The following is a 20,141-nucleotide window of genomic DNA, read 5'->3' on the forward strand; positions in this document are numbered from 1 at the left end:
CCGGACGGGCCGGACGGGACCCTCAGTCCGGCTCGTCGCCCGCCGCGGGCACCGGGCCGGGCACCGGACGGTCGGCGAACGAGGCGACCGTGCGGTCGGCGTACGCGCTGGCGTCGCCGGTCTCCATCGGCCCGTCCCAGGTCCGCGGCAGCGGCACCGGCACGGCCGGGTTGACCCGGCGCACCACCTCGTCCAGGACGTTCTCGGCGTCGCCCACCCACAGGTGCTTGGCGCCGGCCATCGCGACCACCTCGGCCTGGCCGACCGCGGCGAACCGCTCCCGGGCGGCCTCCGGCCGCAGGTAGTCGTCGAACTCCGGGACCAGGGCGACCAGCGGCTTGCCGGACGCGGCCCAGTTGGCCAGGTCGTCCGGCGTGCTGAAGCGCAGCGGCGGGGAGAGCAGGATCGCGCCGCGCACCACCGGGTCACAGCCGTACCTGATCGTCAGGTCGGTGCCGAACGACCAGCCGAGCAGCCAGACGTTCGGGAGTTCGGCGAACTCGGCGTACTCGATCGCGGCGGCGACGTCGTACCGCTCCCCCACCGCGTTGTCGAACGCGCCCTCACTGGTCCCGCGCACGCTTGTGGTGCCGCGGGTGTTGAACCGCAGCACCGCGAGGTCCGCCAGCGCCGGCAGCCGCCAGGCGGCCTTGCGGAAGACGTGGCTGTCCATCATCCCGCCGTGGGTGGGCAGCGGGTGCAGGCAGATGATCGTGGCGGCCGGGTCGCGGTCGGCCGGCAGGGCCAGCTCGCCCACCAGGCGCAGGCCGTCGGCCGTGTGCAGTTCGATGTCCTCCCGGCGGGCGGGCAGGATCGACGAGGCGCGGATAGCGGTCACGGATCAAGGATAGGAACCTGCCCGTCCTGCCCCGAAACGACCCTTCCCGGTCCGTCGCCCGCGGGGCGGCCGGCCGCTCGGCACGGTCGGCGGCAGCGCGGCCGGCGCGGTCGGCCGCTCGGCGCGGTCGGCGGCAGCGCGGCCGGCGCGGTCAGCCGTAGCGCGGGGCGTTGCGGGAGCGCTGCACGACCGGCCCGCGCCGGTCCCGGGCCCGCCAGCAGCCACCGTGCCAGTGCCGCCGGTCACCCGGGTCGCCCCAGCCGTCGGCGGGCCAGGCCACCACGTGCGGCACGCCGGGCCGGATCTCCTGCTCGCAGCCGGGACACCGGTACGTCTTCTCGGCCGCCGCCCCGGAGATCCCCCGAACCAGCCACTCGCCGTCCCGCCACGCCTGGACGCCCTGGTCGCCCTGGCGGGCGCGCTCGCCGTCCAGCGGCGATGCCTGGTCACGGCGGGGACGGTTGCGACGGGGACTCACCTTTCCAGGGTACGACCACCGGTTTGACGTGATGATCGCAATGCATCACTGCATTCAGTATCTTGTCGGATCACAGTCAGTCATATCGGGTCGCTCGACTGACCGGTTTACGGTGAGCCGCAGAGCCGCCGCTGGGCCGGTGGCGCCCTCCGGGGAGGGATCATGTCGATCCGCGTCCGCACGGTGATCCTCTGCACCGCCGTCCTCGCCACCGCCGGCGCGCTGCCGGCGCCACCCGCGCACGCCGACACCGCCGGCGAGCCGATCATCGCGGACCTGACCGGCGACGGCCTGTCCGACCGGGCCTACCTCGGCGCCACCGCTGCGGACTACTGCTCGGTGGTCCTGCAACCGGGCCATCCGCCGGGCGTCTTCGTCCCGCCCAGCGCGTACGTCTACCTGCGCCCGGTGCCCGGCGGCGGGCCGGAGTCCTGCCCCGACATCGGCACCGCGTTCGACTGGGACGCCGACTCCGCGCAGGAGCTGTGGATCGGCTGGAGTCGCGGGGCACCCGCGGGCCTCGGCTACAACCGGCTGATCCTCGACCACTACGGCACGGGTTTCCGCCCGGTCGGCACCTTCACCTCGCCCATCACCCCGGTCCGGATCGACACCGCCGTCTTCACCCCCGGCGCGGTGCCCACGCCGTACTCGGTGGGCCTCGGCGGCTTCGCCAGCTACGCGATCGACGGGCCGACCACCGGGCTGCACCCGCAGCGGTGGTGCTCGGCCGACACCCCGGCGCTGCAACTGCGCGACGTCGACCACAACGGCGCGGTGGACGCGCTGCTGGCGTACACCGACGGGTGCGCGGACCACGCGAACGGGGTCGTGCTGGTGTTCGACGACGGTCGGACCAGGCAGCTCGAACACGGACCGGACATCTGGTCGGCCCGCTTCGCGTACGGCAACGCCGACCGGGCGATCGACATCCGCACCGAGAACCGGGTCAGCGGGCAGGTGCACCAGTTCATCGGCCGGGACGGCGGCACGTTCGTGCTCGCCCCGGTGGCGGTCGCCGAGACCGTGACGGTGCCGGCCGGCCGGGCCAGCACGATCGACGTGCTGGCAAACGACGTCGCCGGCGGCGCCGTGCGGGTGGTGGTCACCACCCCGCCCCGGTACGGCACGGCCACGGTGAACGGAGACGGGCGGATCGTCTACCGACCCGCGGCGGAGCACGGCTCCACAGACCGGCTGGGCTACCGGCTGGGCGAGGAGGGCCGCTCCAGTGGGGCGACCGTCACCATCCGGATCAGCGGCTGATCGGGGAGGTTGCCATGCCCAGACGTTCCGCTGCCACCGCCGGGTTGGCCGTCCTGCTCCTGACCGCCCTGACCGCCCTGACCGCCCTGGCCGCCGGGCCGGGTGCCGTGCCGGCGCCGGCCGCGGCGCGGGCCGGCGGAACCGGCACCACCCTGGCCGCGAGCCCGCTGAGCCCCGGTACCCGCCCGGCCGGCGCCCGCGGGCGCGGCGACGCCATCTTCGGCCGGCTCAACGACGACCGCTATCCCGACGAGGCGTACCTGGGCACGGTGGGCAGCACGCTCTGTTCGGTGATCGTGCAGTACGGCACCCCGGACGGCGGCTTCGGCTACCCGGTCGCCTACGTCTACCTCCGGCCGGGGCTGGACGGCGGCGGCGCGGTCAACTGCCCCGACATCGGGGTGGCGGTGGACCTGAACCGCGACCGGATCGACGAGCTGGTGGTGGGCTGGTTCGCCGGGCCGCCCCGGGCCGCGCCGTTCCCCCTGCTGGTGCTCGCCAGCGGGACGTTCCAGCCCACCCGGACCCTCAGCACCGCGACCTTCGAACCGAGCTGGATGGGTGTCGCGGAACTCAACGGGGACGGCCATCCCGACCTGTACCTGCTCAACGACCAGGGGGACGGCTACGAGACGTACCTGGCCGGCGGCGCGGACGTCCTGACCCGTGGTCCGGAACGCTGGTGCGCCACCCCCGAGCAACTCGACCTGCGCGACTTCGACGCCGACGGGGCGCAGGACGTGCTCGTCTCGTACATCCTGGAGTGCGCCGACGAGTCCAGCGGTGTGGTCGTGCTGCTGGACGACGGGACGTTCCAGCGGCTGCACCGCGATCCCACCGGGGCCGCCACCTGGTTGGCCTCCATCGTGGACGCCAACGGCGACGGCCATCCGGACGTGCGCACGGTGGAGACCGCCACCGGGGCCGCGACCTGGTTCATCAACACCCACAACGGACGCTTCGCGGCGGCCCCGACGGCGGTCGACGACCAGTTCCGGGTCCCTGAGCACGGGTCGACGGGTCTCGACGTGCTGGGCAACGACCTCGTCACCACGGCCACCCGGATCGACCTGGTGCGGCCACCCCGGTACGGCACGGCCCGGGTCACCTCCGGTCGAACCGTCACGTACGTACCCCGGCCGCAGCACGAAAGCAGCGACTCGTTCGTCTACCGGCTGACCCTGGACGGACGTACCAGCGAGGCCAAGGTCAGCCTCCGAATCACCGGGTGACCGGCGCGCCCCCCGCCCGGCCGACCGGCACGGCCCGGCGGCGGGGCAGCCGGTCACCCGGGCACGCCACGGCAAGAGCAGCGGCAAGCGCAGCGGCAGGAGCAGCGGCAGCGGCAGCGGCAGCGGCACGTCCGCGGTACCGCCTCCGGCACGGCCGTCGCAGGTCCGCGGCCCGCGGCGCCGCCTCCGGTCCGGCCGTCGCGGGTCTGCGGTGTGACCTGTCAGATGCCCGCCACGACCCGTTGTACCCACCCACGACATCGTTATGGTCTTTGAGGAATTAAATCCCATTAAGGGGATATTCCGAATTCATCCGCAGTTTTGCCGCCAACATGCGGCGACGGGTCGTACCACGGAAAGGGGCGGTCATGGTGGGACCAGGCACGGTGGGACCAGGCACGGTGGGGGCGCTGGTCAGGGCGGCGGCGGTCGTCATCCTGACCGGCGCGACGATTCTCGGCATCGCGGCACCGGCCCGGGCCGGCGGGCCGGGCGAGTCCATCACGGGGGACTTCAACGGGGACGGACGGGCCGACAGCGCCGTCCTGACCGCCGTCGCCGCCCACAGCGTCGACTGCCAGATCACCGTCTCGGCCAGCGGCGAGCCACAGCGGACATACACCTACCTGTCCCTGGCCGACGGGCAGTACTGCCCCGACATGGGCACGGCGGCCCAGGTCGACGGCACGGGTCCGGACGAGATCGTGCTCGGCTGGTTCGCCGGTCCCCCGCCGTCGATCGACTACGAACTGCTGACGCTGCAACTGTTCGCGGTGATCGGGACGGCGCGGGCGATCTGGCAGCCCTGCTTCCTGGGCCGGGCCGACTTCAACGGCGACGGCCGGGACGACCTGTACGAGTGGACCGACCAGGGTGAGGGCTACCGGACGTACCTGAGCACCGGCACCGGCACCTTCGAGCCGGGACCCCAGCGGCACCCCGGCACCCCGTCCCAGCTCGTCATCCGCGACCTGAACCACAACCGGGCGATGGACACGCTGTTGAGCTACGTCGACTACGACGCCTCCGGGGTCGCCGTGCTGCTCGACGGCGGCAGCGTGCAGGACCTCCAGCGGGACCGGACCGCCGGGACAAGTTGGACGGTACGGGTGGTGAACGTGAACGGAGACCGCTATCCGGACGTGCTCACGATCGACCGGAACACGCACCGGCGTACCTACTTCGTCAACACCGGTACCGGCCGGTTCGTCCGGGTGCCCGGCGTGTAGCCGGCGTGTGGCCGGCGGTCCCGGCCGACCCGGCACCACCGGCGTCGCGGGGTGCCGGGTCAGCCGGCGGGGTGTTCGCGGAAGCCCCGACCGGACGCGCGGCCCAGCCGGCCGGCGGTGACCAGTTGCTCCAGCAGCGGCGCCGGCGCGAGGCCGGGCTCGCGCGTCTGCCGGTAGAGCGCCCGCTGGACGCCCAGCGCGACGTCCAGCCCGACGCGGTCGAGCAGTTCGAACGGCCCGGTCGGGTAGCCGCAGCCCAGCCGCATCGCGTGGTCGATGTCCGCGACCGTGGCGTAGGACGCCTCCAGCATCTTCACGGCGTCGTTCAGGTACGGGAACAGCAGCGCGTTGACGACGAAGCCGGCCCGGTCCTCGCAGACCACGCCGGTGGCGCCCAGCGCCGCGCAGACCGCCCGCGCCGTCGCCACGGCCTCGTCCGAGGTGCGGACGGTGCGGACGATCTCCACGAGCGGCTGTCCCGATCCCGGGTCCACGACGTGCAACCCCAGCACGTCGCCCGGCCGCCGGGTGGCCATCGCGATGTCCACCACCGGCAGCACGGAGGTGGTGGTGGCCAGCAGCACGCCCGGCTTGCAGATCTCGTCCAGCCCGGCGAGCAGCGCCTGCTTCGCGCCCAGTTCCTCGGCCACCGCCTCCACCACGAGGTCGGTCTCGCTCAGCGGATCCAGCGTCTCCGACCAGGTGATCCGGTCGAGCGCGGCGTCCCGGTCGGCCGGGTCGAGGCCGCCCGCGGCCACCCGCCGGTCCAGCGATTCCCGCACCGCCGCCCGGGTCGACACCGGTCGCTCCGCCTCCCGGGGCACCGCGACCACGTCGTACCCGGCCGTGGCGAACAGCTCGATCACGCCGGTCGCCGTGGCGCCGGCGCCGACCACCCCCACCGCGCCGACGCCGCGGGCGCCGGCCGGGGCATCCGGCGCCGGGGTCCGGTCGTCGGGTACGACCACGGCCGAGCCCGGCCGCTCGTACGAGTAGAAACCGCGCCCGGACTTGCGGCCGAGCAGTCCGGCGGTGACCAGTTGCCGCAGCAGCGGGGCCGGCGCGTGCCGGCGGTCCCGGCCGCCGTGCCGGTACATCGTGTCGAGGATCTGGTACGCGGTGTCCAGGCCGATCAGGTCCAGCAGGGCCAGCGGACCCATCGGCAGCCGGCCGCCGAGCTTCATGGCGGCGTCGATGTCCTCCCGGCCGGCGTACCGGGACTCGTACATCCCGACGGCCTGATTGAGGTAGCCGAACAGCAGCGCGTTGGCGATGAAGCCGGCGCGGTCGGCGATGGTCACGCCCACCTTGCCGAGCCGGGCGCACAGCGCCGCGACGTCGGCGACCACGTCCGGCGCGGTGACCACGGTGCGGATCACCTCGACCAGCTTCATCACCGGCGCCGGGTTGAAGAAGTGGATGCCGATCACCTGTCCGGGTCGGGAGGTGGCCACGGAGATCTCGGTGACGCTCAGCGACGAGGTGTTGGTGGCCAGGACGGCCGACGGCTTGCAGATCCGGTCGAGGTCGGCGAAGATCCGCCGCTTCAGGTCCAGTTGCTCGGGGGCCGCCTCGATCACCAGGTCCACGCCGTCCAGCGCGTCGAGCCCGACCGCGAACCGGACCCGGGACAGCAGCGCGTCGCGGTCGGCGGGCGCGAGCTTGCCGCGGGACACCGCCCGCTCGGTGGACGCGGTGAGCGTGCCGCGGCCCCGCTCCAGGGCGTCCGCGGAGATCTCGACGGCGACCACGTCGATGCCGTTGCGCGCGAACACCTCGACGATGCCGGCGCCCATCGTGCCCAGTCCGATGACACCGATGCTGGCGAACTCGCGAGCCAAGGCCGGCCTCCCACCTGGTCGGGGGCGGCCGGGTGAACGACCGCTCAGTCTTGGCCGCGAGTCTGCCACGTGCGGCCGGACTGTCGAGGCGCCGTGGGCGATCTCACCCGGACCCGGCCGGCCGGGCCTCACTCGGCGCGCGAACCGACCCCCGCCACGTCGCTGACCAGATCGAGCAGTTCGGCCGTGAATTCGCCGGCGCGCTCGACGTTCGGGCTGTGCCCGCAGCCGGCGTACACCACCTCGCGGAAGCTGCCGCCGGCCGCCGCGTACCGTTCCAGGACCGCCCGGGTCTGGCCGACCATCGGCTGCGGCGGGTACGCCTGCGCGCCCGGCCAGCCCGGCAGCAGCCCGAGCGCGCCCAGGTGGGCCAGGTCCATCAGCGCGGCGTCCGAGACGATCACGTCGGTGTCGCCGCGCACCCAGCGGATCGGCGGCGCGGACGGCCCGTCGGCGACCGCCACCAGTTCGTCGGCCACCCGGAAGTACGCGGGCGACAGCGCGTTGGCCACCCCGCGGTCCCCGGGCGCCATGCCGGGCCAGTTCGGGCTGGGCACCGACGTGCCCGGGTAGTTGTCGTCGCCGACGGCGGTGGACAGCACGCTGTCCAGCAGCAGTTCCTCGTCCTCGCCCAGCGCGGCCGGGTTCGCCACGTAGGTCGCGCGCAACACCCCGCGCGGGCTGCCCGGGTCGTCGCTGCGGTCGCCGGCGGCCAGCCGCGCCACGAAGTCGGTGTTCACGGTGCCGCCACCGGTGCCGGCGAAGTCGGGGGTGGTGGGCGTGCCCACCAGGTCCCGGGTGCCGCCGTAGCCGTACGGCGAGACCGGCGCCACCAGCATCAGCCCGGCGATCCGCTCTGGCCGGGCCACGAACATCCGCATGGCCACCCCGCCGCCGAACGAGTGGCCGACCAGCACCGGGCGGGCCGGCGCCGGGCCGTCGAACACGGCAGGCTCGTCGAGCAGCGCCGCGACGTCGGCCGCGACGTCGGCCAGCCCGCGGGTGGCGTCCACCGGCGCGGTCTCGGTGGCCCCGTAGCCGCGCAGGTCCGGCGCCACCACCCGGAGCGTGCCGGGCAGCCGGCGCAGCAACGGGATCCAGAACGCCGACGAGGAGCAGTTGCCGTGCACGAGCAGCACCGGCGTGCCGTCCGGCGGCCCGCCCACCAGCAGGCTCTGGTCGAGGCCGCCGGCACGTACGGTGATCCGCTCGAAGTCCATCCGCGGCATCCTGCCATCCGCCGCGACGGCACACCAGGGCGGCGGGCACCATGATCTGCCAGGACCGCCCCGGGGCTACCGACCGGTCACTGGAAGATCTGGTACGCCACGGCCAGCCCGCCGCCGAGCGCCACGCACCCGCCGACCAGCATGGCCAGCCGGGTGCCGCCGCCGCGTACCGCGGTGTCCATGGCCTGCGTCGGCGCGGCCAGCGCCGCCCGCGGACCCTGGCCCGGCTTCACCGCCCGGTCCGCCCGCGGCGCCCGACCGGGCAGCATGACCAGCGTCCCCACCGGGTCCGTGCTGGCCATGGCCGGGTCGAAGAACCGCAGCCGCACGTGGCCCAGCCGCAACCGGTCGCCGTCGCACAACCGGACCGGACCGGTGATCCGCTCGTCGTTGCGCCACGTGCCGTTGGTGGAGCCCACGTCGCGCAGCACCACCTCGCCGCCGGCCACCACCACCTCGGCATGCCGGCGGCTGACCTTCGGATCCTCCAGCAGGATGTCGGAGCCCTCCTGCCGGCCGACGGACCAGGTACCGGTCCGGAGTCGGAAACTGACGCCCTGCCACCCACCGCTCGTCACGGTCAACACCGGCAACAGGCCAGGTTCATCTTTCATGATCACACCCCATCGTCGGCGCCCGCATCGCCGATCCCCCCGCCAGCCTGCCAATGATCGGCTGTGTCTTCCAGCAACCCGGAGGACCGACTTTCTCCGCCCAATGGGCGGATCTGGATTAGCCGGTTCGGAGATGACCGAGGTGAACTCCACTCGCAACGCGGATGACCTGGGTGCGACATCCCGCCGAATTCTCCGCCGGGAAGGATTGGATGAATCTTTTTCATCACCGGTCCGTGACGGACGCTACCTGCGGGTAACGAGCGGGACTAGACTCCCGCCATGACGGCTGTGCGGACGCCGGGCGTACCGGTCATCGACAACGGCGAACTGGTCTCGACCAACCCGGCCAGCGGCGCCCTCGCGGGGCGGTTCCCGATCGCCGGGCCCGAGGACGTGGCGGCGGCGGTCCGGCGCGGCCGGGCGGCGGCCGCCTGGTGGTCCGGGCTGGGCTTCGCCGGGCGGCGCGCCCGGCTGCTGCGCTGGCGGGCGCTGCTGGCCAACCGGATGAACGAGCTGGCGCAGCTGTGCCACCTGGAGGGCGGCAAGCCGGTGCCGGACGCGCTGATCGAGATCGTCTCGGCGATCGACCACCTGGACTGGGCGGCGCGCAACGCCAAGCGGGTGCTCGGGCACCACCGGGTGCGGTCCCGGCTGCTGGTCGCGGAGTTCTCCGCGCACCTGGAATACCAGCCGTACGGCGTGATCGGGGTGATCGGACCGTGGAACTACCCGGTGCTCACCCCGCTCGGCTCGATCGTGTACGCGCTCGCGGCCGGCAACGCCGTGGTGCACAAGCCCAGCGAGTACACCCCGGCCGTGGGCCAGTGGCTGTCCGACACGTTCGCCGAGGTGGTCGACGAGCAGCCGGTGTTCCAGGTGGTGCACGGGCTGGGTGAGGTGGGCGCCGCGCTGTGCCGCTCGGGCGTGGACAAGCTCGCGTTCACCGGCTCCACCGCCACCGCGAAGAAGGTGATGGCGACCTGCGCCGAGACGCTGACCCCGGTGCTGCTGGAGGCCGGCGGCAAGGACGCCATGATCGTGGACGCGGACGCCGACGTGGCCGCCGCGGCGCAGGCCTGCGTGTGGGGCGCGCTCACCAACGCCGGCCAGACCTGCATCGGGATCGAGCGCGTCTACGCGGTCGAGCCCGTCTACGACGCGTTCGTCTCGGCGGTGGTCGAGCGGGCCGGGCGGCTCACCGTGGGCGAGGACGGCGACATCGGCCCGATCACCATGCCGGGCCAGCTCGACACGATCCGCCGGCACATCGAGGACGCGGTGGCCCGCGGCGGGCGGGCGGTGCTCGGCGGGCCGAGCGCGGTCCAGCCGCCGTACGTGCACCCGACCGTGCTGGTCGACGTCCCGGAGGACGCGGCGGCGGTGCGCGAGGAGACGTTCGGGCCAACCGTCACGATCCGCCGGGTACGCGACGCCGACGAGGCCGTGGCGCTGGCCAACGCCCTGCCGTACGGGCTGGGTGGCTCGGTCTTCGGCCGGCGCCGGGCGATGGCGGTCGCCCGGCGGCTGCGCGGCGGCATGACCGCGGTCAACTCCACCCTCACCTTCGTCGGGATGCCCTCCCTGCCGTTCGGCGGCGTGGGCGACTCCGGCTTCGGCCGGATCCACGGCGACGACGGGCTCCGCGAGTTCGGCCGGGCCAAGGCCATCACCCGGCGCCGCGGGCCGTCCCCGCTGCCCGCGATGACCTTCGAGCGCACACCCCGGCAGGTCGCCCGGATCGCCGCCATCGTCCGCCGGCTCTACGGCCGCTGAGCCACCGCCGCGGGGGTCGGGCCGGCCGATCGGGCCGGCCGGATCGGGCCGGCCGAGCCGGGCATGTCGGCGGCCCGGCGCTCCGCCCAGCCGTTACCCTCTGGCGAATGGACCTGCACTCTTGGCGATTTCGCCTGGTAGACGGGCCACACTCGTGGGCCGCGCGGCGCCGGGAACGGCGCCGGGGCTGGCTGCTGCGCTGCTTCCCCGACCTCGCCGAGATGTCCGTGCTCGACCTCGGTGGCCGGCTGTCGAGCTGGCAGCGCGCGCCGGTCCGGCCCAAGCGGCTGCACGTGGTCAACCTCGAACCGGCCGGCGGGCTGGTGCCGGACTGGGCGCAGGTCGACCAGGCCGACGCCTGCGACCTGCCCGCCCACCTCACGCTGGGCCGCTACGACCTGGTCTTCTCCAACTCCGTGCTGGAGCACGTCGGTGGGCACGAGCGGCGGCTGCGGTTCGCCGAGACCGTGCACGCCCTGGCGGACGCGCACTGGATCCAGACGCCGTACCGGTACTTCCCCGTCGAGCCGCACTGGATCCTGCCGGGGATGCAGTTCCTGCCGGTGCCGGCCCGGGTGGCGCTGGCCCGCCGCTGGCCGCTGGGGCACACGCCGGTACGGGAACGCACCGACATCGAGCACGCCGTGCTCTGGACGGAACTGCTCAGCCAGGCCGAGATGCGGCACTACTTCCCGCGCTCGCGGCTCGTGGTGGAACGGCTGGCCGGGCTGCCCAAGTCACTCATCGCGATCCGCGGTGCCGTCGCCCCGGCCCGCCGGCCCGTACCGAGCCTCAGCCACTGGTAGCCCCCGGCGGCTCCGGTCCGGCCGACTCGGTCCGGCCGGCTATTCGGCCAGCACGAGGTGGGGCGAGCTGGCCTCGACCGCCCATTCGAGGGCATGGTCGGCGACCTCCTCCCAGCCCGGCTGACCCACCGTGAGGTGGCACCGGTCCGGGAACTCGCGGTAGCCGGTCACCGCCGTCGACCTGCGGTACAGCTTGGCCGCCGAGCGGACGGTCGAGGGCGGCGTGAGGTGGTCCGACCCGCCTGCCACCAGCAGCAGCGGTGCCCGGCCCTCGTTGCCGAAGTTCACGTCGAACGGGCTGTGCGGCTCCCAGTTCGCGATCGCGTTGCCGAACAGCACCCCGCCGGCGCCCGGGACGTGGTACCGGTCGTACGCCGCCCGCGAGTCCGCCTCGTCCAGCACGTTCGCGAACGCGTAGTGGAACTGCTCCGGGGTCAGCGGCACGGCGCGGTGCCGGTTGCCCGGGTTGTGCAGGATCGGGAACGCCGCACGCAGCGTGGTCAGCGGCAGCCGCACCACCCCGCGCACCGGCGCCGGGTGTACGGCCACCCCGGCGGCGCCCAGTCCCCGGTCCAGCAGCACCTGGACGAACGCGCCGCCGAACGAGTGTCCGATCAGGATCGGCGGCCGGTCCAGCCCGTCGACGATCTCGGCGTAGTGGTCGATGATGCGGCTCGGGGCCAGCTCGGCGATCGGCGCCGGGTCGGCCCGCAACGCCTCGACCTCGGCTTCCATCCCCGGCCAGGCCGGCGCCAACACGCGGAAGCCGGCCCGGGAGTACCGGTCCACCCAGCGTTCCCAGCTGCGCGGTGTCATCCAGAGACCGTGAATCAGCACGATCGTGTCGGCCGTGGATCGTCGCGCCTGCTGCGGCGCCGGTGAGCTGGCCATCTCGTCCTCCCGTGGCAAGCCGTCGTCGGGACGTACGCCCTGGTCCGCGGGCCGGTGCGGCGCGGACCTGGTGGTCTACCCGAAGCCTGCGGGCACATTCCGCCAGCCGGTCCGGGGATCCGGACCATGCACGCGCAACGGCACGGAAGGGCACGAACGCCCGGGGCGCCGGCGTCAGAACAGGGTCAGCTCGTCCCGCTCGATGCCACGCAGCCGGTCGTAGTTCACCACCACGCACCGGATCCCGCGGTCCAGGGCCAGCACCCGGGCCTGCGGCTTGATCTCCTGGGCCGCGAACACGCCGCTGACCGGCGCCAGCAGCGGATCGCGGTTGAGCAGTTCGAGGTAGCGGGTGAGCTGCTCGACGCCGTCGATCTCGCCGCGCCGCTTCACCTCCACCGCCACGGTGGCCGCGGCGCCGTCCCGGCACAGCAGGTCCACCGGACCGATGGCGGTCGGGTACTCCCGGCGGATCAGTGTGAAGCCCGCACCCAGCACCTCCGGGCTGGCCGCCAGCAGTTCCTGCAGGTGCGCCTCGACGCCGTCCTTGCGCAGCCCGGGATCGACGCCGAGTTCGTACGAGGTGTCCTGGAAGACCTCCTCCAGGGCGATCCGCAGTTCCTCGCCGGCCTTGTTGACCACGCGCCACACCCCGGGCGCCTCCTCCAGCCGGCACGGCGGGCTCATCCAGTTCAGCGGCTTGTACGCCCGGTCGTCGGCATGGATCGAGACCGATCCGTCGGCCTTGACCATGAGCAGCCGGGTGGCCGGCGGCAGGTGCGCCGAGAGCCGTCCCACGTAGTCCACCGAGCATCGCGCAATCACCAGTCGCACCCGATGCAGGGTAGTCGAGTCCCCGGCCACCGCCGGCGGGCGGGACTGGCGCGTCGATGCCATCCTTGGATCGTGTTCGAAGCCCTCACCGGAACCGGCCTGGCCGCCTCGGCCGGTCTCAACGCCTACATCCCATTGGTCCTTTTGGGACTGTTGTCCCGCTACACCGACATGATCGACCTGCCGGCCGGCTGGCAGTGGCTCGGCAACGGCTGGGTGATCGTGATCCTGACGGCGCTGCTCGCCGTCGAGGTGGTGGCCGACAAGGTGCCGGTGGTGGACCACGTCAACGACGTCGTGCAGACGATCGTGCGGCCCACGGCCGGCGGCCTGGCGTTCGGGGCCGGCTCCGAGTCGCAGACGGTGACCGTGAGCGATCCGGGCCAGTTCTTCGGCTCCAAGCAGTGGATCCCCATCGCCGCCGGCGTGCTCATCGCGTTCAGCGTGCACGGCATCAAGGCGGCGGCCCGGCCGGTGATCAACGCGGCCACCGTCGGCATGGGCGCCCCGGTGGCCAGCACCGCCGAGGACGTCACGAGCGTGATCATGTCGCTGGCCGCGATCATCCTGCCGGTCCTGGTGCTGGTCTTCCTCGTCGCCATGGTCGCGTTCGTGGCCTGGCTGCTGCGGCGGCGCCGGGACCGCCGCCGGGAACGGCTGGCCGCCCGCGCCGCCGGCTACCCCGAATGACCGGGACCGGCACGCCGAACGACCGGCCCGACTGAGCCGAACAGCCCGGCGGAGCCGGCAACCGTCGGGCACCCGACGGCGACGGATCGACGACTGACCCGGCCCCGCCCGGCGGCGCAGACTCGGATCCGGGTCGTGGTGGTAATGGGGGCCACCCCGGCCCACATCACCTGGGCGCCCGGACGCATAGTTGAGGGCATGCAGACGGAAGTCGCCATCGCCGTACGCGGCCTGCGCAGGTCGTACGGCGGGACGGTCGCGGTGGACGGCATCGACCTGGACGTGGCCCGGGGCGAGGTGTTCGCGCTGCTCGGCCCCAACGGTGCCGGCAAGACCACCACCGTGGAAATCCTGGAGGGCTACCGGCGGCGCGATGCCGGCGACGTACGGGTGCTCGGCGTCGACCCTGCCGCGGCGACCGCGGACTGGCGGGCGCGGGTGGGCATCGTGCTCCAGGGCACCGGCGAGTTCGAGGAACTCACCGTGCGGGAGGTGGTCCAGCACTTCGCCGGCTTCTACCCGGACGGCGACGATCCGGACAAGGTGATCGAGCGGGTCGGGTTGACCGGAAAGGCCCGATCCCGGACGCACGCCCTCTCCGGCGGCCAGAAGCGCCGGCTGGACGTGGCGCTCGGCATCGTCGGCCGGCCCGAGCTGCTGTTCCTGGACGAGCCGACCACCGGCTTCGACCCGGCGGCCCGGCAGGAGTTCTGGGAGCTGATCCGGGACCTGGCCGCCGCCGGGACCACGATCGTGCTCACCACGCACTACCTGGACGAGGCCGAGGCGCTGGCCGACCGGGTCGGCGTGATCGCCGCCGGCACCCTGGTCGAGGTCGCCCCGCCGAGCCGGTTGGGCGACCGGGAGGCGGCCCCCGCCACCGTGTCCTGGCGTACCGCCGAGGGCGGTTCGGAGCAGACGACGAGCACGACGCCGACGGCGCTGGTCGCGGAGCTGGCCGAGCGGTTCGGCGGGGAGGTCCCCGGCCTGACCGTCACCCGGCCCACGCTGGAGGATGTCTACCTGCGGATGATCGGACACCGATGAGCACGACGACGGACACCCGCGCCCGTACCGGCGCACCGGTTGCCGGAGGGCGGCGGCGGCTCGGCCCGGCGAGCCTGGCCCTGCGGCAGGGCCGGCTGGAGATCCGGCAGTTCCTGCGCAGCCGGGAGTCGGTGGTCTTCACCCTGGGCTTCCCGGTGATCATGATCCTGATCTTCGCGTCGATCTTCAGCGGACAGATCGCGCCGGGCGTCAACTACACGCAGTACTTCATCACCGGCATGATCGCCACCGGTCTGATGACCGTCAGCTTCCAGAACCTCGGCATCTGGATCCCGGTCGAACGCGACCGCGGGGTGCTGAAGCGGTTCCGCGGCACGCCCATGCCGAAGTGGGTGTACTTCGCCGGCAAGATCATCATGGTCATCGTGATCGGCACGTTCGGCACCGCACTGCTGGTGGCCATCTCCGCGGGGCTGTTCGACCTGCGGCTGCCCACCGACGCGGGGCACTGGCTCACCTTCGGCTGGGTGGCGGTGCTCGGGGTCACCGCCTGCACGCTGTGCGGCATCGCCATCTCGTCGCTGGCCCGGACCGCCCGCAGCGGCTCCGCGGTGGTCACCCCGGTGGCGCTGGTGCTCCAGTTCATCTCCGGGGTGTTCTTCGTCTTCACCGACCTGCCGCCGTGGATGCGCCAGGTGGCCGCGATCTTCCCGCTCAAGTGGATGTGCCAGGGCCTGCGCGCGGTGTTCCTGCCCGAGTCGTTCGGCGCACGGGAGCCGGCCGGGTCGTTCGAACTCGGCCGGGTGGCCCTGGTGCTGGCCGCCTGGTGCGTCATCGGCCTGGTGATCTGCCTGCTCACCTTCCGCTGGACCACCCGGCGCGACGGCTGAGGCCGACCGAGGCCACCGTCCGGACACCTCGGCCGCCGCCCCGCCGGTCTCAGTACGTGTAGAAGCCCCTTCCGGTCTTGCGGCCCAGGTCACCGGCGGTCACCATCCGCTGCAACAGCTCCGGCGGGAAGAACTTCTCGTCCGCGGTGTCGGTGTAGATGTTCCTCGCGGCGTGCAGCAGCACGTCCGCACCGGTCAGGTCGGTGGTGGCGAGCGGACCCATGGCGTGCCCGAAGCCCAGCCGGCAGGCGGTGTCCAGATCCTCGGCGGAGACCACGCCGGACTCCACCAGCTTGACCGCCTCGACCACCAGCGCCGCGATCAGCCGGGTGGTGACGAAGCCGGCGATGTCCCGGTTGACCACCACCACGGTCTTGCCGATCCCCTCCGCGAAGGTCCGCGCGGTGGCCAGCGTCTCGTCGCCGGTCTTGTGGCCGCGGACCAGCTCGCAGAGTTGCATCATCGGCACCGGCGAGAAGAAGTGCGTGCCGACCACCGACTCGGGCCGCTGGGTCACCGCGGCGATCTGGGTCACCGGAATCGCCGAGGTGTTGGTGGCCAGCACCGCGCCCGGCTTGCAGATCTTGTCCAGCGCCCGGAAGACCTCGTGCTTCACCTCAAGCCGCTCGAAAACGGCCTCGACCACCACGTCGGCGTCGGCCGCGGCCTCCAGTTCGGTGGTCGGGGTGATCCGGTCCAGCGTGGCCGAGACCTCGGCCGCGTCGATCTTCCCCTTGGCCGCGAACCGCTCCAGCGACGTCCGGATCCCGTCCAGACCACGGCCGGTGGCCGCGTCGTCCAGGTCCCGCAGCGTCACCCGCCATCCGGCCCGGGCCGCCACCTGGGCGATCCCGGAACCCATCAGACCTGCACCGATGACCGCGAGCCGACCCGACATCTGCTTCTCCCTCGCCCTGGACGAACTGGTCTGCCAGCACCTTAGCTCCCCTGAACGATCGTGCAGGACAGCCGGGCGGCCCCGGTCGACCGGTCAGAGCGAGTAGGCGGGCTCCTCGGGCGCCAGCGCCCGTTCGACAGTCACCCCGAGGCAGCGCAGGTCGGAGACGAAATCCGGGTAGCCCCGGTCGATATGGTGCACGTGCGACACCTCGGTGATCCCGTCCGCGCAGAGGCCGGCGATCACCAGACCGGCCCCGGCCCGGATGTCGGTGGCCCGGACCGGGGCGCCGGAGAGCCGCTCCCGGCCACGGACGACGGCGTGATGGCCGTCGGTCCGGATGTCGGCACCGAGCCGGGACATCTCGTTCACGAACATGAACCGCCCGTCGAAGATGTTCTCGGTGATCAACGAGGCGCCCTCGCTGATCGACGCCAGCCCGATCGCCATCGGCAGCAGGTCGGTGGCGAACCCGGGGAACGGCAGCGTGACCACGTCGACCGCGGTGGGCCGGCGGTCCATCCGGACCCGGAACGCGTCCGGCCGGCTCTCCACCAGACCGCCGGCCGACACCACCTTGTCCAGGGCGATCTCCAAGAATCCCGGGGTCACCCCGGTCACCGTCACGTCGCCGCGGGTCATCGCCGCCGCGAACGCCCAGGTGCCGGCCACGATCCGGTCGCCCACCGTGGCGTGCCGCACCGGACGCAGCGTGTCCACCCCCTCGATCCGGATGGTGGAGCTGCCCGCGCCGGAGATCTGCGCGCCCATCTCGGCCAGCATCGCGCAGATGTCGACGATCTCCGGTTCCCGGGCCGCGTTGTCGATCACGGTGACGCCGTCGGCCAGCACGGCCGCCATCACCAGGTTCTCGGTCGCACCCACGCTCGGAAAATCGAGCCAGATCGTGGCACCCCGCAGCCCCTTGGGCGCGGACGCCACCACGAAGCCGTGCTCACCGGAGATCTCCGCACCCATCCGGGCGAGCCCGGCGACGTGCATGTCCAGTCCCCGGGAGCCGATCGCGTCACCACCGGGCAGCGCGACCCGCACGTACCCCCGGCGGGCGAGCAACGGACCGAGCACGCAGATCGACGCGCGCAGCTGGCGTACCAGGTCGTAGTCCGCCTCCGTACCGGGCGAGTCCGGCACGTCGATGGTGACCGACCGGGACCGCGGCGGCGGAGCCGGCGGCACCGCGCCCGCCGGCCCGCCGGCGACGATCTCCCGGGCCGGCGACACCGCCACGTCGCTGGCGGGGGTCACCGCGATGTCGCTGGCCGGCGGCGGGGCGGCCAGGTCGGCCGCCGCGGGTGCCTCCAGGTCCGCCGCCGCGGCGGGTGCGACCAGACCGGGCCGGGTCGGCGGTACGACCAGACCGGAGCCGCTCGCGCTGACCGGCAGACCCGGCCCGCCCATCGCCAGCCCGGCGCCGTCGCCCGGGGCCGGGTCGTCGTCGCCGAAGGTCACCTCGCAGCCGAGCCGGCGCAGCACCTCGCCCATGATCGCGATGTCCGTGATCCGCGGCACGTTGGTGATCACGCTGCGCCCGGGTGCCAGCAGCGCCGCGGCCATCAGCTTGAGCGCCGAGTTCTTGGCGCCCACCACCCGCACCTCGCCGGCGAGCCGCGCGCCACCGCCAACCCTGATCACGTCCATGTCGGTCATCGTATGGTCACCGCCGTCGGTGGGCTCGGCGCCGCCGTCGACGGCCGGGACCGGCCGCTCGGGCGACGACCGGCCGGTCGTCCGTACGCTGTGCGTCATGGCCGTTCACCTCACCCGCATCTACACCCGGACCGGCGACGCCGGTACGACCAGGCTGGTCAACAACGAGGAGGTCGCCAAGACCCATCCGCGGATCACCGCGTACGCCGACGTGGACGAGTGCAACGCGGCGCTCGGAGTCGCCCTCGCGCTCGGGCAGCTTCCCGACGACCTGCGCTCGGTGCTCGGCACGATCCAGAACGACCTGTTCGACGTGGGGGCCGACCTGGGAAACCCGGTGGAGCCCGAGCCGGCGTACCCGCCGCTGCGGGTGACGCAGGAGTACGTGGACCGGCTGGAGAGCTGGTGTGACGAGTACAACGAGCGGCTGGGCAAGCTGGACTCCTTCATCCTCCCCGGCGGCAGCCCCGGCGCGGCGCTGCTGCACGCCGCCCGCACCATCGCCCGCCGGGCGGAACGATCGGCCTGGGCGCTGATCGGCAGTGATCCGGAACGAACCAGTGATCTCCCGGCAAAGTATCTCAATCGCCTCTCCGATCTGCTGTTCATCCTGGCAAGATCCGCCAACCCGGACGGCGATGTGCTATGGGTACCGGGAGCCAACCGTTGACCGGTGACGGTTGCGCGCCGGCGTCCCCGGGCGGACTGCACCACGTCGAAATCTGGGTACCCGACCTGGCCACCGCGATCGAGGACTGGGGCTGGCTGCTCACCGAGCTGGGCTGGCAGCCGTACCAGGACTGGCCGGCCGGACGCTCCTGGCGGCACGGTCCCAGCTATCTGGTCCTGGAACGGTCGCCCGCGCTCACCGGCGACCGGCACGACCGGCGGGCACCGGGCCTCAACCACCTGGCCTTCCACGCCGGCGCGCGGGCCGCGGTGGACCGGCTGGTCGAACTGGCCCCGGCACACGGCTGGTCACTGCTGTTCCCGGACCGCCACCCGCACGCCGGCGGACCCGAGCACTACGCGGCCTATCTGGCCGAACGGCAGGGCTACGAGGTCGAACTCGTCGCCGACGACGACCATCGGTACCCGACGTAGCCGGTCCATCGACCGGCTCAGGCGGCGGGGCGGTCCTGCGGGGCCAGACGCGGCGAGGCCGCCCCGGGCGGGGCGGCCTCGATCCATGACAGGAATCCGGTGACCGTTGAGCGGGCCATGGCGATCTCCACCGGAGCGTGGTGGCTGGTACAGCGGAGGATCACCCAGTCCTCGGGCATGGACAGCCGCTCCTGACCCTCGGGGGCACGGCGGCTCTCCACCGCGAGCCCGCGGCGGGCCAGCACCCGTTTGGGGCGCAGCGCGAAGCTGAACATGCGGTACCAGCGCAGCTCGTCGTCGGTGAACCGGCCGAACCCGGGTGACCAGCCACGCTGGTTGAGAAGCGTGGAGACCCGGACGCTGAGCCGGATGATGCCGCCGGAGCGGGTGAACAGGGCACGACGGACAAAGAGCACCGCGAGGAGGACGAACAGGACGGCGATGCCGATCCCGACCCCCTCAACGAACTCCATCTCCGCCCCCGCTCAGCGGGACTGGGCCGGGCTGACCGGGCTGGCGCTCTCCGCCAGCACCGTCACTCCCTCACCGGTCACCGACAGGAATCCGCCGGTCACCTCGTAGGCGAGCTGCTCGCCGCCGGCCCGCTTGATGCGTACCTGGCTCGGCTCGGCCAGCAGGCCCAGCAGCGGCGCGTGGCCGGGCAGCACGCCGATCTCGCCCTCGGTCGTCCGGGCGACCACCATCTCGGCCTCACCCGTCCAGAGCTTCTCCTCGACGGACACCAGCTCGACGCTAAGCTGCTTTGCCACGCTCTCTCCTTACAGCGGCGGGGTGTGATGAGTCTAGTTGGCGACCGGACGTCACCCCAACGCGGGTACCCGGCGACTC

Annotated in this window: 21 protein-coding genes; 10 read left to right on the plus strand and 11 right to left on the minus strand. The window is 73.0% G+C overall.

Annotation, left to right across the window (positions count from 1 at the left end):
- Positions 1-22 precede the first annotated feature (22 nt).
- Both CIK06_RS23140 and CIK06_RS23145 read right to left on the minus strand, forming a co-directional pair.
- Positions 23-838: an alpha/beta hydrolase gene (locus CIK06_RS23140; protein WP_095566577.1), complete on the minus strand. Its 816-nt coding sequence runs from the start codon at positions 836-838 to the stop codon at positions 23-25.
- Positions 839-989: 151 nt separating this feature from the next.
- Positions 990-1,316: a hypothetical protein gene (locus tag CIK06_RS23145; protein ID WP_095566578.1), complete on the minus strand. Its 327-nt coding sequence runs from the start codon at positions 1,314-1,316 to the stop codon at positions 990-992.
- A 162-nt stretch (positions 1,317-1,478) separates the two neighbouring features.
- On the opposite strand from CIK06_RS23145, the gene CIK06_RS23150 reads away from it, so the two are divergent.
- The 3 genes from CIK06_RS23150 (at position 1,479) to CIK06_RS23160 (ending at position 5,043) form a co-directional block, all read left to right on the plus strand.
- Positions 1,479-2,582, plus strand: a complete 1,104-nt coding sequence (locus tag CIK06_RS23150) for an Ig-like domain-containing protein (protein ID WP_095566579.1) — start codon at positions 1,479-1,481, stop codon at positions 2,580-2,582.
- Between the two features lie 14 nt (positions 2,583-2,596).
- Entirely contained in the window at positions 2,597-3,814 is a 1,218-nt protein-coding gene (locus CIK06_RS23155) for an FG-GAP-like repeat-containing protein (protein ID WP_157756901.1), read from the plus strand.
- Positions 3,815-4,182: 368 nt separating this feature from the next.
- Positions 4,183-5,043 carry a VCBS repeat-containing protein gene (locus tag CIK06_RS23160; RefSeq protein WP_157756902.1) on the plus strand — a complete coding sequence of 287 codons (861 nt, stop codon included), beginning with the start codon at positions 4,183-4,185 and terminating at the stop codon, positions 5,041-5,043.
- Between the two features lie 59 nt (positions 5,044-5,102).
- Here CIK06_RS23160 and CIK06_RS23165 read toward each other — a convergent pair whose 3' ends face one another.
- The 3 genes from CIK06_RS23165 to CIK06_RS23175 all read right to left on the minus strand — a co-directional run bounded on the left by CIK06_RS23165 (position 5,103) and on the right by CIK06_RS23175 (position 8,727).
- Complete coding sequence (locus CIK06_RS23165; RefSeq protein WP_095566582.1) at positions 5,103-6,884, minus strand: 3-hydroxybutyryl-CoA dehydrogenase; 1,782 nt, start codon at positions 6,882-6,884, stop codon at positions 5,103-5,105.
- 128 nt (positions 6,885-7,012) lie between these two features.
- Positions 7,013-8,104, minus strand: a complete 1,092-nt coding sequence (locus CIK06_RS23170) for an alpha/beta fold hydrolase (protein ID WP_095568064.1) — start codon at positions 8,102-8,104, stop codon at positions 7,013-7,015.
- 86 nt (positions 8,105-8,190) lie between these two features.
- On the minus strand, positions 8,191-8,727 hold the full coding sequence (locus CIK06_RS23175) for an FHA domain-containing protein (RefSeq protein WP_095568065.1): 537 nt from the start codon (positions 8,725-8,727) through the stop codon (positions 8,191-8,193).
- 282 nt (positions 8,728-9,009) lie between these two features.
- Between CIK06_RS23175 and CIK06_RS23180 the strand changes: the two genes are divergently transcribed.
- Together CIK06_RS23180 and CIK06_RS23185 are read left to right on the plus strand one after the other, a co-directional pair.
- Complete coding sequence (locus tag CIK06_RS23180; protein WP_095566583.1) at positions 9,010-10,503, plus strand: aldehyde dehydrogenase family protein; 1,494 nt, start codon at positions 9,010-9,012, stop codon at positions 10,501-10,503.
- A gap of 107 nt (positions 10,504-10,610) precedes the next feature.
- The gene (locus CIK06_RS23185; protein ID WP_095566584.1) at positions 10,611-11,309 is read left to right on the plus strand and encodes a class I SAM-dependent methyltransferase; all 699 of its coding nucleotides are present in this window, start codon (positions 10,611-10,613) and stop codon (positions 11,307-11,309) included.
- A 39-nt stretch (positions 11,310-11,348) separates the two neighbouring features.
- Here CIK06_RS23185 and CIK06_RS23190 read toward each other — a convergent pair whose 3' ends face one another.
- Together CIK06_RS23190 and nucS are read right to left on the minus strand one after the other, a co-directional pair.
- Complete coding sequence (locus CIK06_RS23190) at positions 11,349-12,125, minus strand: alpha/beta hydrolase (protein WP_232533815.1); 777 nt, start codon at positions 12,123-12,125, stop codon at positions 11,349-11,351.
- Positions 12,126-12,374: 249 nt separating this feature from the next.
- Positions 12,375-13,034, minus strand: a complete 660-nt coding sequence (gene nucS, locus CIK06_RS23195) for an endonuclease NucS (protein ID WP_095568066.1) — start codon at positions 13,032-13,034, stop codon at positions 12,375-12,377.
- 72 nt (positions 13,035-13,106) lie between these two features.
- Here nucS and CIK06_RS23200 point away from each other — a divergent pair, with 72 nt between their 5' ends.
- The 3 genes from CIK06_RS23200 to CIK06_RS23210 all read left to right on the plus strand — a co-directional run bounded on the left by CIK06_RS23200 (position 13,107) and on the right by CIK06_RS23210 (position 15,622).
- Complete coding sequence (locus CIK06_RS23200) at positions 13,107-13,724, plus strand: DUF4126 domain-containing protein (RefSeq protein ID WP_095566586.1); 618 nt, start codon at positions 13,107-13,109, stop codon at positions 13,722-13,724.
- Positions 13,725-13,922: 198 nt separating this feature from the next.
- The gene (locus CIK06_RS23205; RefSeq protein WP_095566587.1) at positions 13,923-14,771 is read left to right on the plus strand and encodes an ABC transporter ATP-binding protein; all 849 of its coding nucleotides are present in this window, start codon (positions 13,923-13,925) and stop codon (positions 14,769-14,771) included.
- Complete coding sequence (locus CIK06_RS23210; RefSeq protein WP_095566588.1) at positions 14,768-15,622, plus strand: ABC transporter permease; 855 nt, start codon at positions 14,768-14,770, stop codon at positions 15,620-15,622. The genes CIK06_RS23205 and CIK06_RS23210 overlap by 4 nt, the downstream gene beginning before the upstream one ends.
- A 49-nt stretch (positions 15,623-15,671) precedes the next feature.
- On the opposite strand, the gene CIK06_RS23215 is transcribed toward CIK06_RS23210, so the two are convergent.
- Both CIK06_RS23215 and murA read right to left on the minus strand, forming a co-directional pair.
- Positions 15,672-16,520, minus strand: coding sequence for a 3-hydroxyacyl-CoA dehydrogenase family protein (locus tag CIK06_RS23215; protein ID WP_095566589.1), 849 nt, complete (start codon positions 16,518-16,520; stop codon positions 15,672-15,674).
- A 93-nt stretch (positions 16,521-16,613) separates the two neighbouring features.
- On the minus strand, positions 16,614-18,188 hold the full coding sequence (gene murA, locus CIK06_RS23220) for a UDP-N-acetylglucosamine 1-carboxyvinyltransferase (RefSeq protein ID WP_095568067.1): 1,575 nt from the start codon (positions 18,186-18,188) through the stop codon (positions 16,614-16,616).
- A gap of 97 nt (positions 18,189-18,285) precedes the next feature.
- Between murA and CIK06_RS23225 the strand changes: the two genes are divergently transcribed.
- The gene (locus tag CIK06_RS23225) at positions 18,286-18,858 is read left to right on the plus strand and encodes a cob(I)yrinic acid a,c-diamide adenosyltransferase (RefSeq protein WP_095568068.1); all 573 of its coding nucleotides are present in this window, start codon (positions 18,286-18,288) and stop codon (positions 18,856-18,858) included.
- The gene (locus tag CIK06_RS23230; RefSeq protein ID WP_095566590.1) at positions 18,834-19,292 is read left to right on the plus strand and encodes a VOC family protein; all 459 of its coding nucleotides are present in this window, start codon (positions 18,834-18,836) and stop codon (positions 19,290-19,292) included. Before CIK06_RS23225 ends, CIK06_RS23230 begins: the two co-directional genes overlap by 25 nt.
- A 17-nt stretch (positions 19,293-19,309) precedes the next feature.
- On the opposite strand, the gene CIK06_RS23235 is transcribed toward CIK06_RS23230, so the two are convergent.
- Both CIK06_RS23235 and CIK06_RS23240 read right to left on the minus strand, forming a co-directional pair.
- Positions 19,310-19,765 carry a DUF2550 domain-containing protein gene (locus CIK06_RS23235; RefSeq protein WP_095566591.1) on the minus strand — a complete coding sequence of 152 codons (456 nt, stop codon included), beginning with the start codon at positions 19,763-19,765 and terminating at the stop codon, positions 19,310-19,312.
- Positions 19,766-19,777: 12 nt separating this feature from the next.
- The gene (locus CIK06_RS23240) at positions 19,778-20,062 is read right to left on the minus strand and encodes a F0F1 ATP synthase subunit epsilon (RefSeq protein ID WP_095566592.1); all 285 of its coding nucleotides are present in this window, start codon (positions 20,060-20,062) and stop codon (positions 19,778-19,780) included.
- Positions 20,063-20,141: the final 79 nt, after the last annotated feature.

This window comes from Plantactinospora sp. KBS50 (genome assembly GCF_002285795.1).
Classification (GTDB): domain Bacteria; phylum Actinomycetota; class Actinomycetes; order Mycobacteriales; family Micromonosporaceae; genus KBS50.

Bases quoted from the DNA above. Each gene is read 5' to 3' on its own strand.
- CIK06_RS23205 (WP_095566587.1), top strand. From the start codon at position 13,923: ATGCAGACGGAAGTCGCCATCGCCGTACGCGGCCTGCGCAGGTCGTAC.
- CIK06_RS23225 (WP_095568068.1), top strand. From the start codon at position 18,286: ATGGCCGTTCACCTCACCCGCATCTACACCCGGACCGGCGACGCCGGT.
- CIK06_RS23185 (WP_095566584.1), top strand. From the start codon at position 10,611: ATGGACCTGCACTCTTGGCGATTTCGCCTGGTAGACGGGCCACACTCG.
- murA (WP_095568067.1), bottom strand. From the start codon at position 18,188: ATGACCGACATGGACGTGATCAGGGTTGGCGGTGGCGCGCGGCTCGCC.
- CIK06_RS23160 (WP_157756902.1), top strand. From the start codon at position 4,183: ATGGTGGGACCAGGCACGGTGGGACCAGGCACGGTGGGGGCGCTGGTC.
- CIK06_RS23170 (WP_095568064.1), bottom strand. From the start codon at position 8,104: ATGGACTTCGAGCGGATCACCGTACGTGCCGGCGGCCTCGACCAGAGC.
- CIK06_RS23215 (WP_095566589.1), bottom strand. From the start codon at position 16,520: ATGTCGGGTCGGCTCGCGGTCATCGGTGCAGGTCTGATGGGTTCCGGG.
- CIK06_RS23155 (WP_157756901.1), top strand. From the start codon at position 2,597: ATGCCCAGACGTTCCGCTGCCACCGCCGGGTTGGCCGTCCTGCTCCTG.
- CIK06_RS23175 (WP_095568065.1), bottom strand. From the start codon at position 8,727: ATGAAAGATGAACCTGGCCTGTTGCCGGTGTTGACCGTGACGAGCGGT.
- CIK06_RS23210 (WP_095566588.1), top strand. From the start codon at position 14,768: ATGAGCACGACGACGGACACCCGCGCCCGTACCGGCGCACCGGTTGCC.
- CIK06_RS23180 (WP_095566583.1), top strand. From the start codon at position 9,010: ATGACGGCTGTGCGGACGCCGGGCGTACCGGTCATCGACAACGGCGAA.
- CIK06_RS23150 (WP_095566579.1), top strand. From the start codon at position 1,479: ATGTCGATCCGCGTCCGCACGGTGATCCTCTGCACCGCCGTCCTCGCC.
- CIK06_RS23235 (WP_095566591.1), bottom strand. From the start codon at position 19,765: ATGGAGTTCGTTGAGGGGGTCGGGATCGGCATCGCCGTCCTGTTCGTC.
- CIK06_RS23190 (WP_232533815.1), bottom strand. From the start codon at position 12,125: ATGACACCGCGCAGCTGGGAACGCTGGGTGGACCGGTACTCCCGGGCC.
- CIK06_RS23230 (WP_095566590.1), top strand. From the start codon at position 18,834: ATGGGTACCGGGAGCCAACCGTTGACCGGTGACGGTTGCGCGCCGGCG.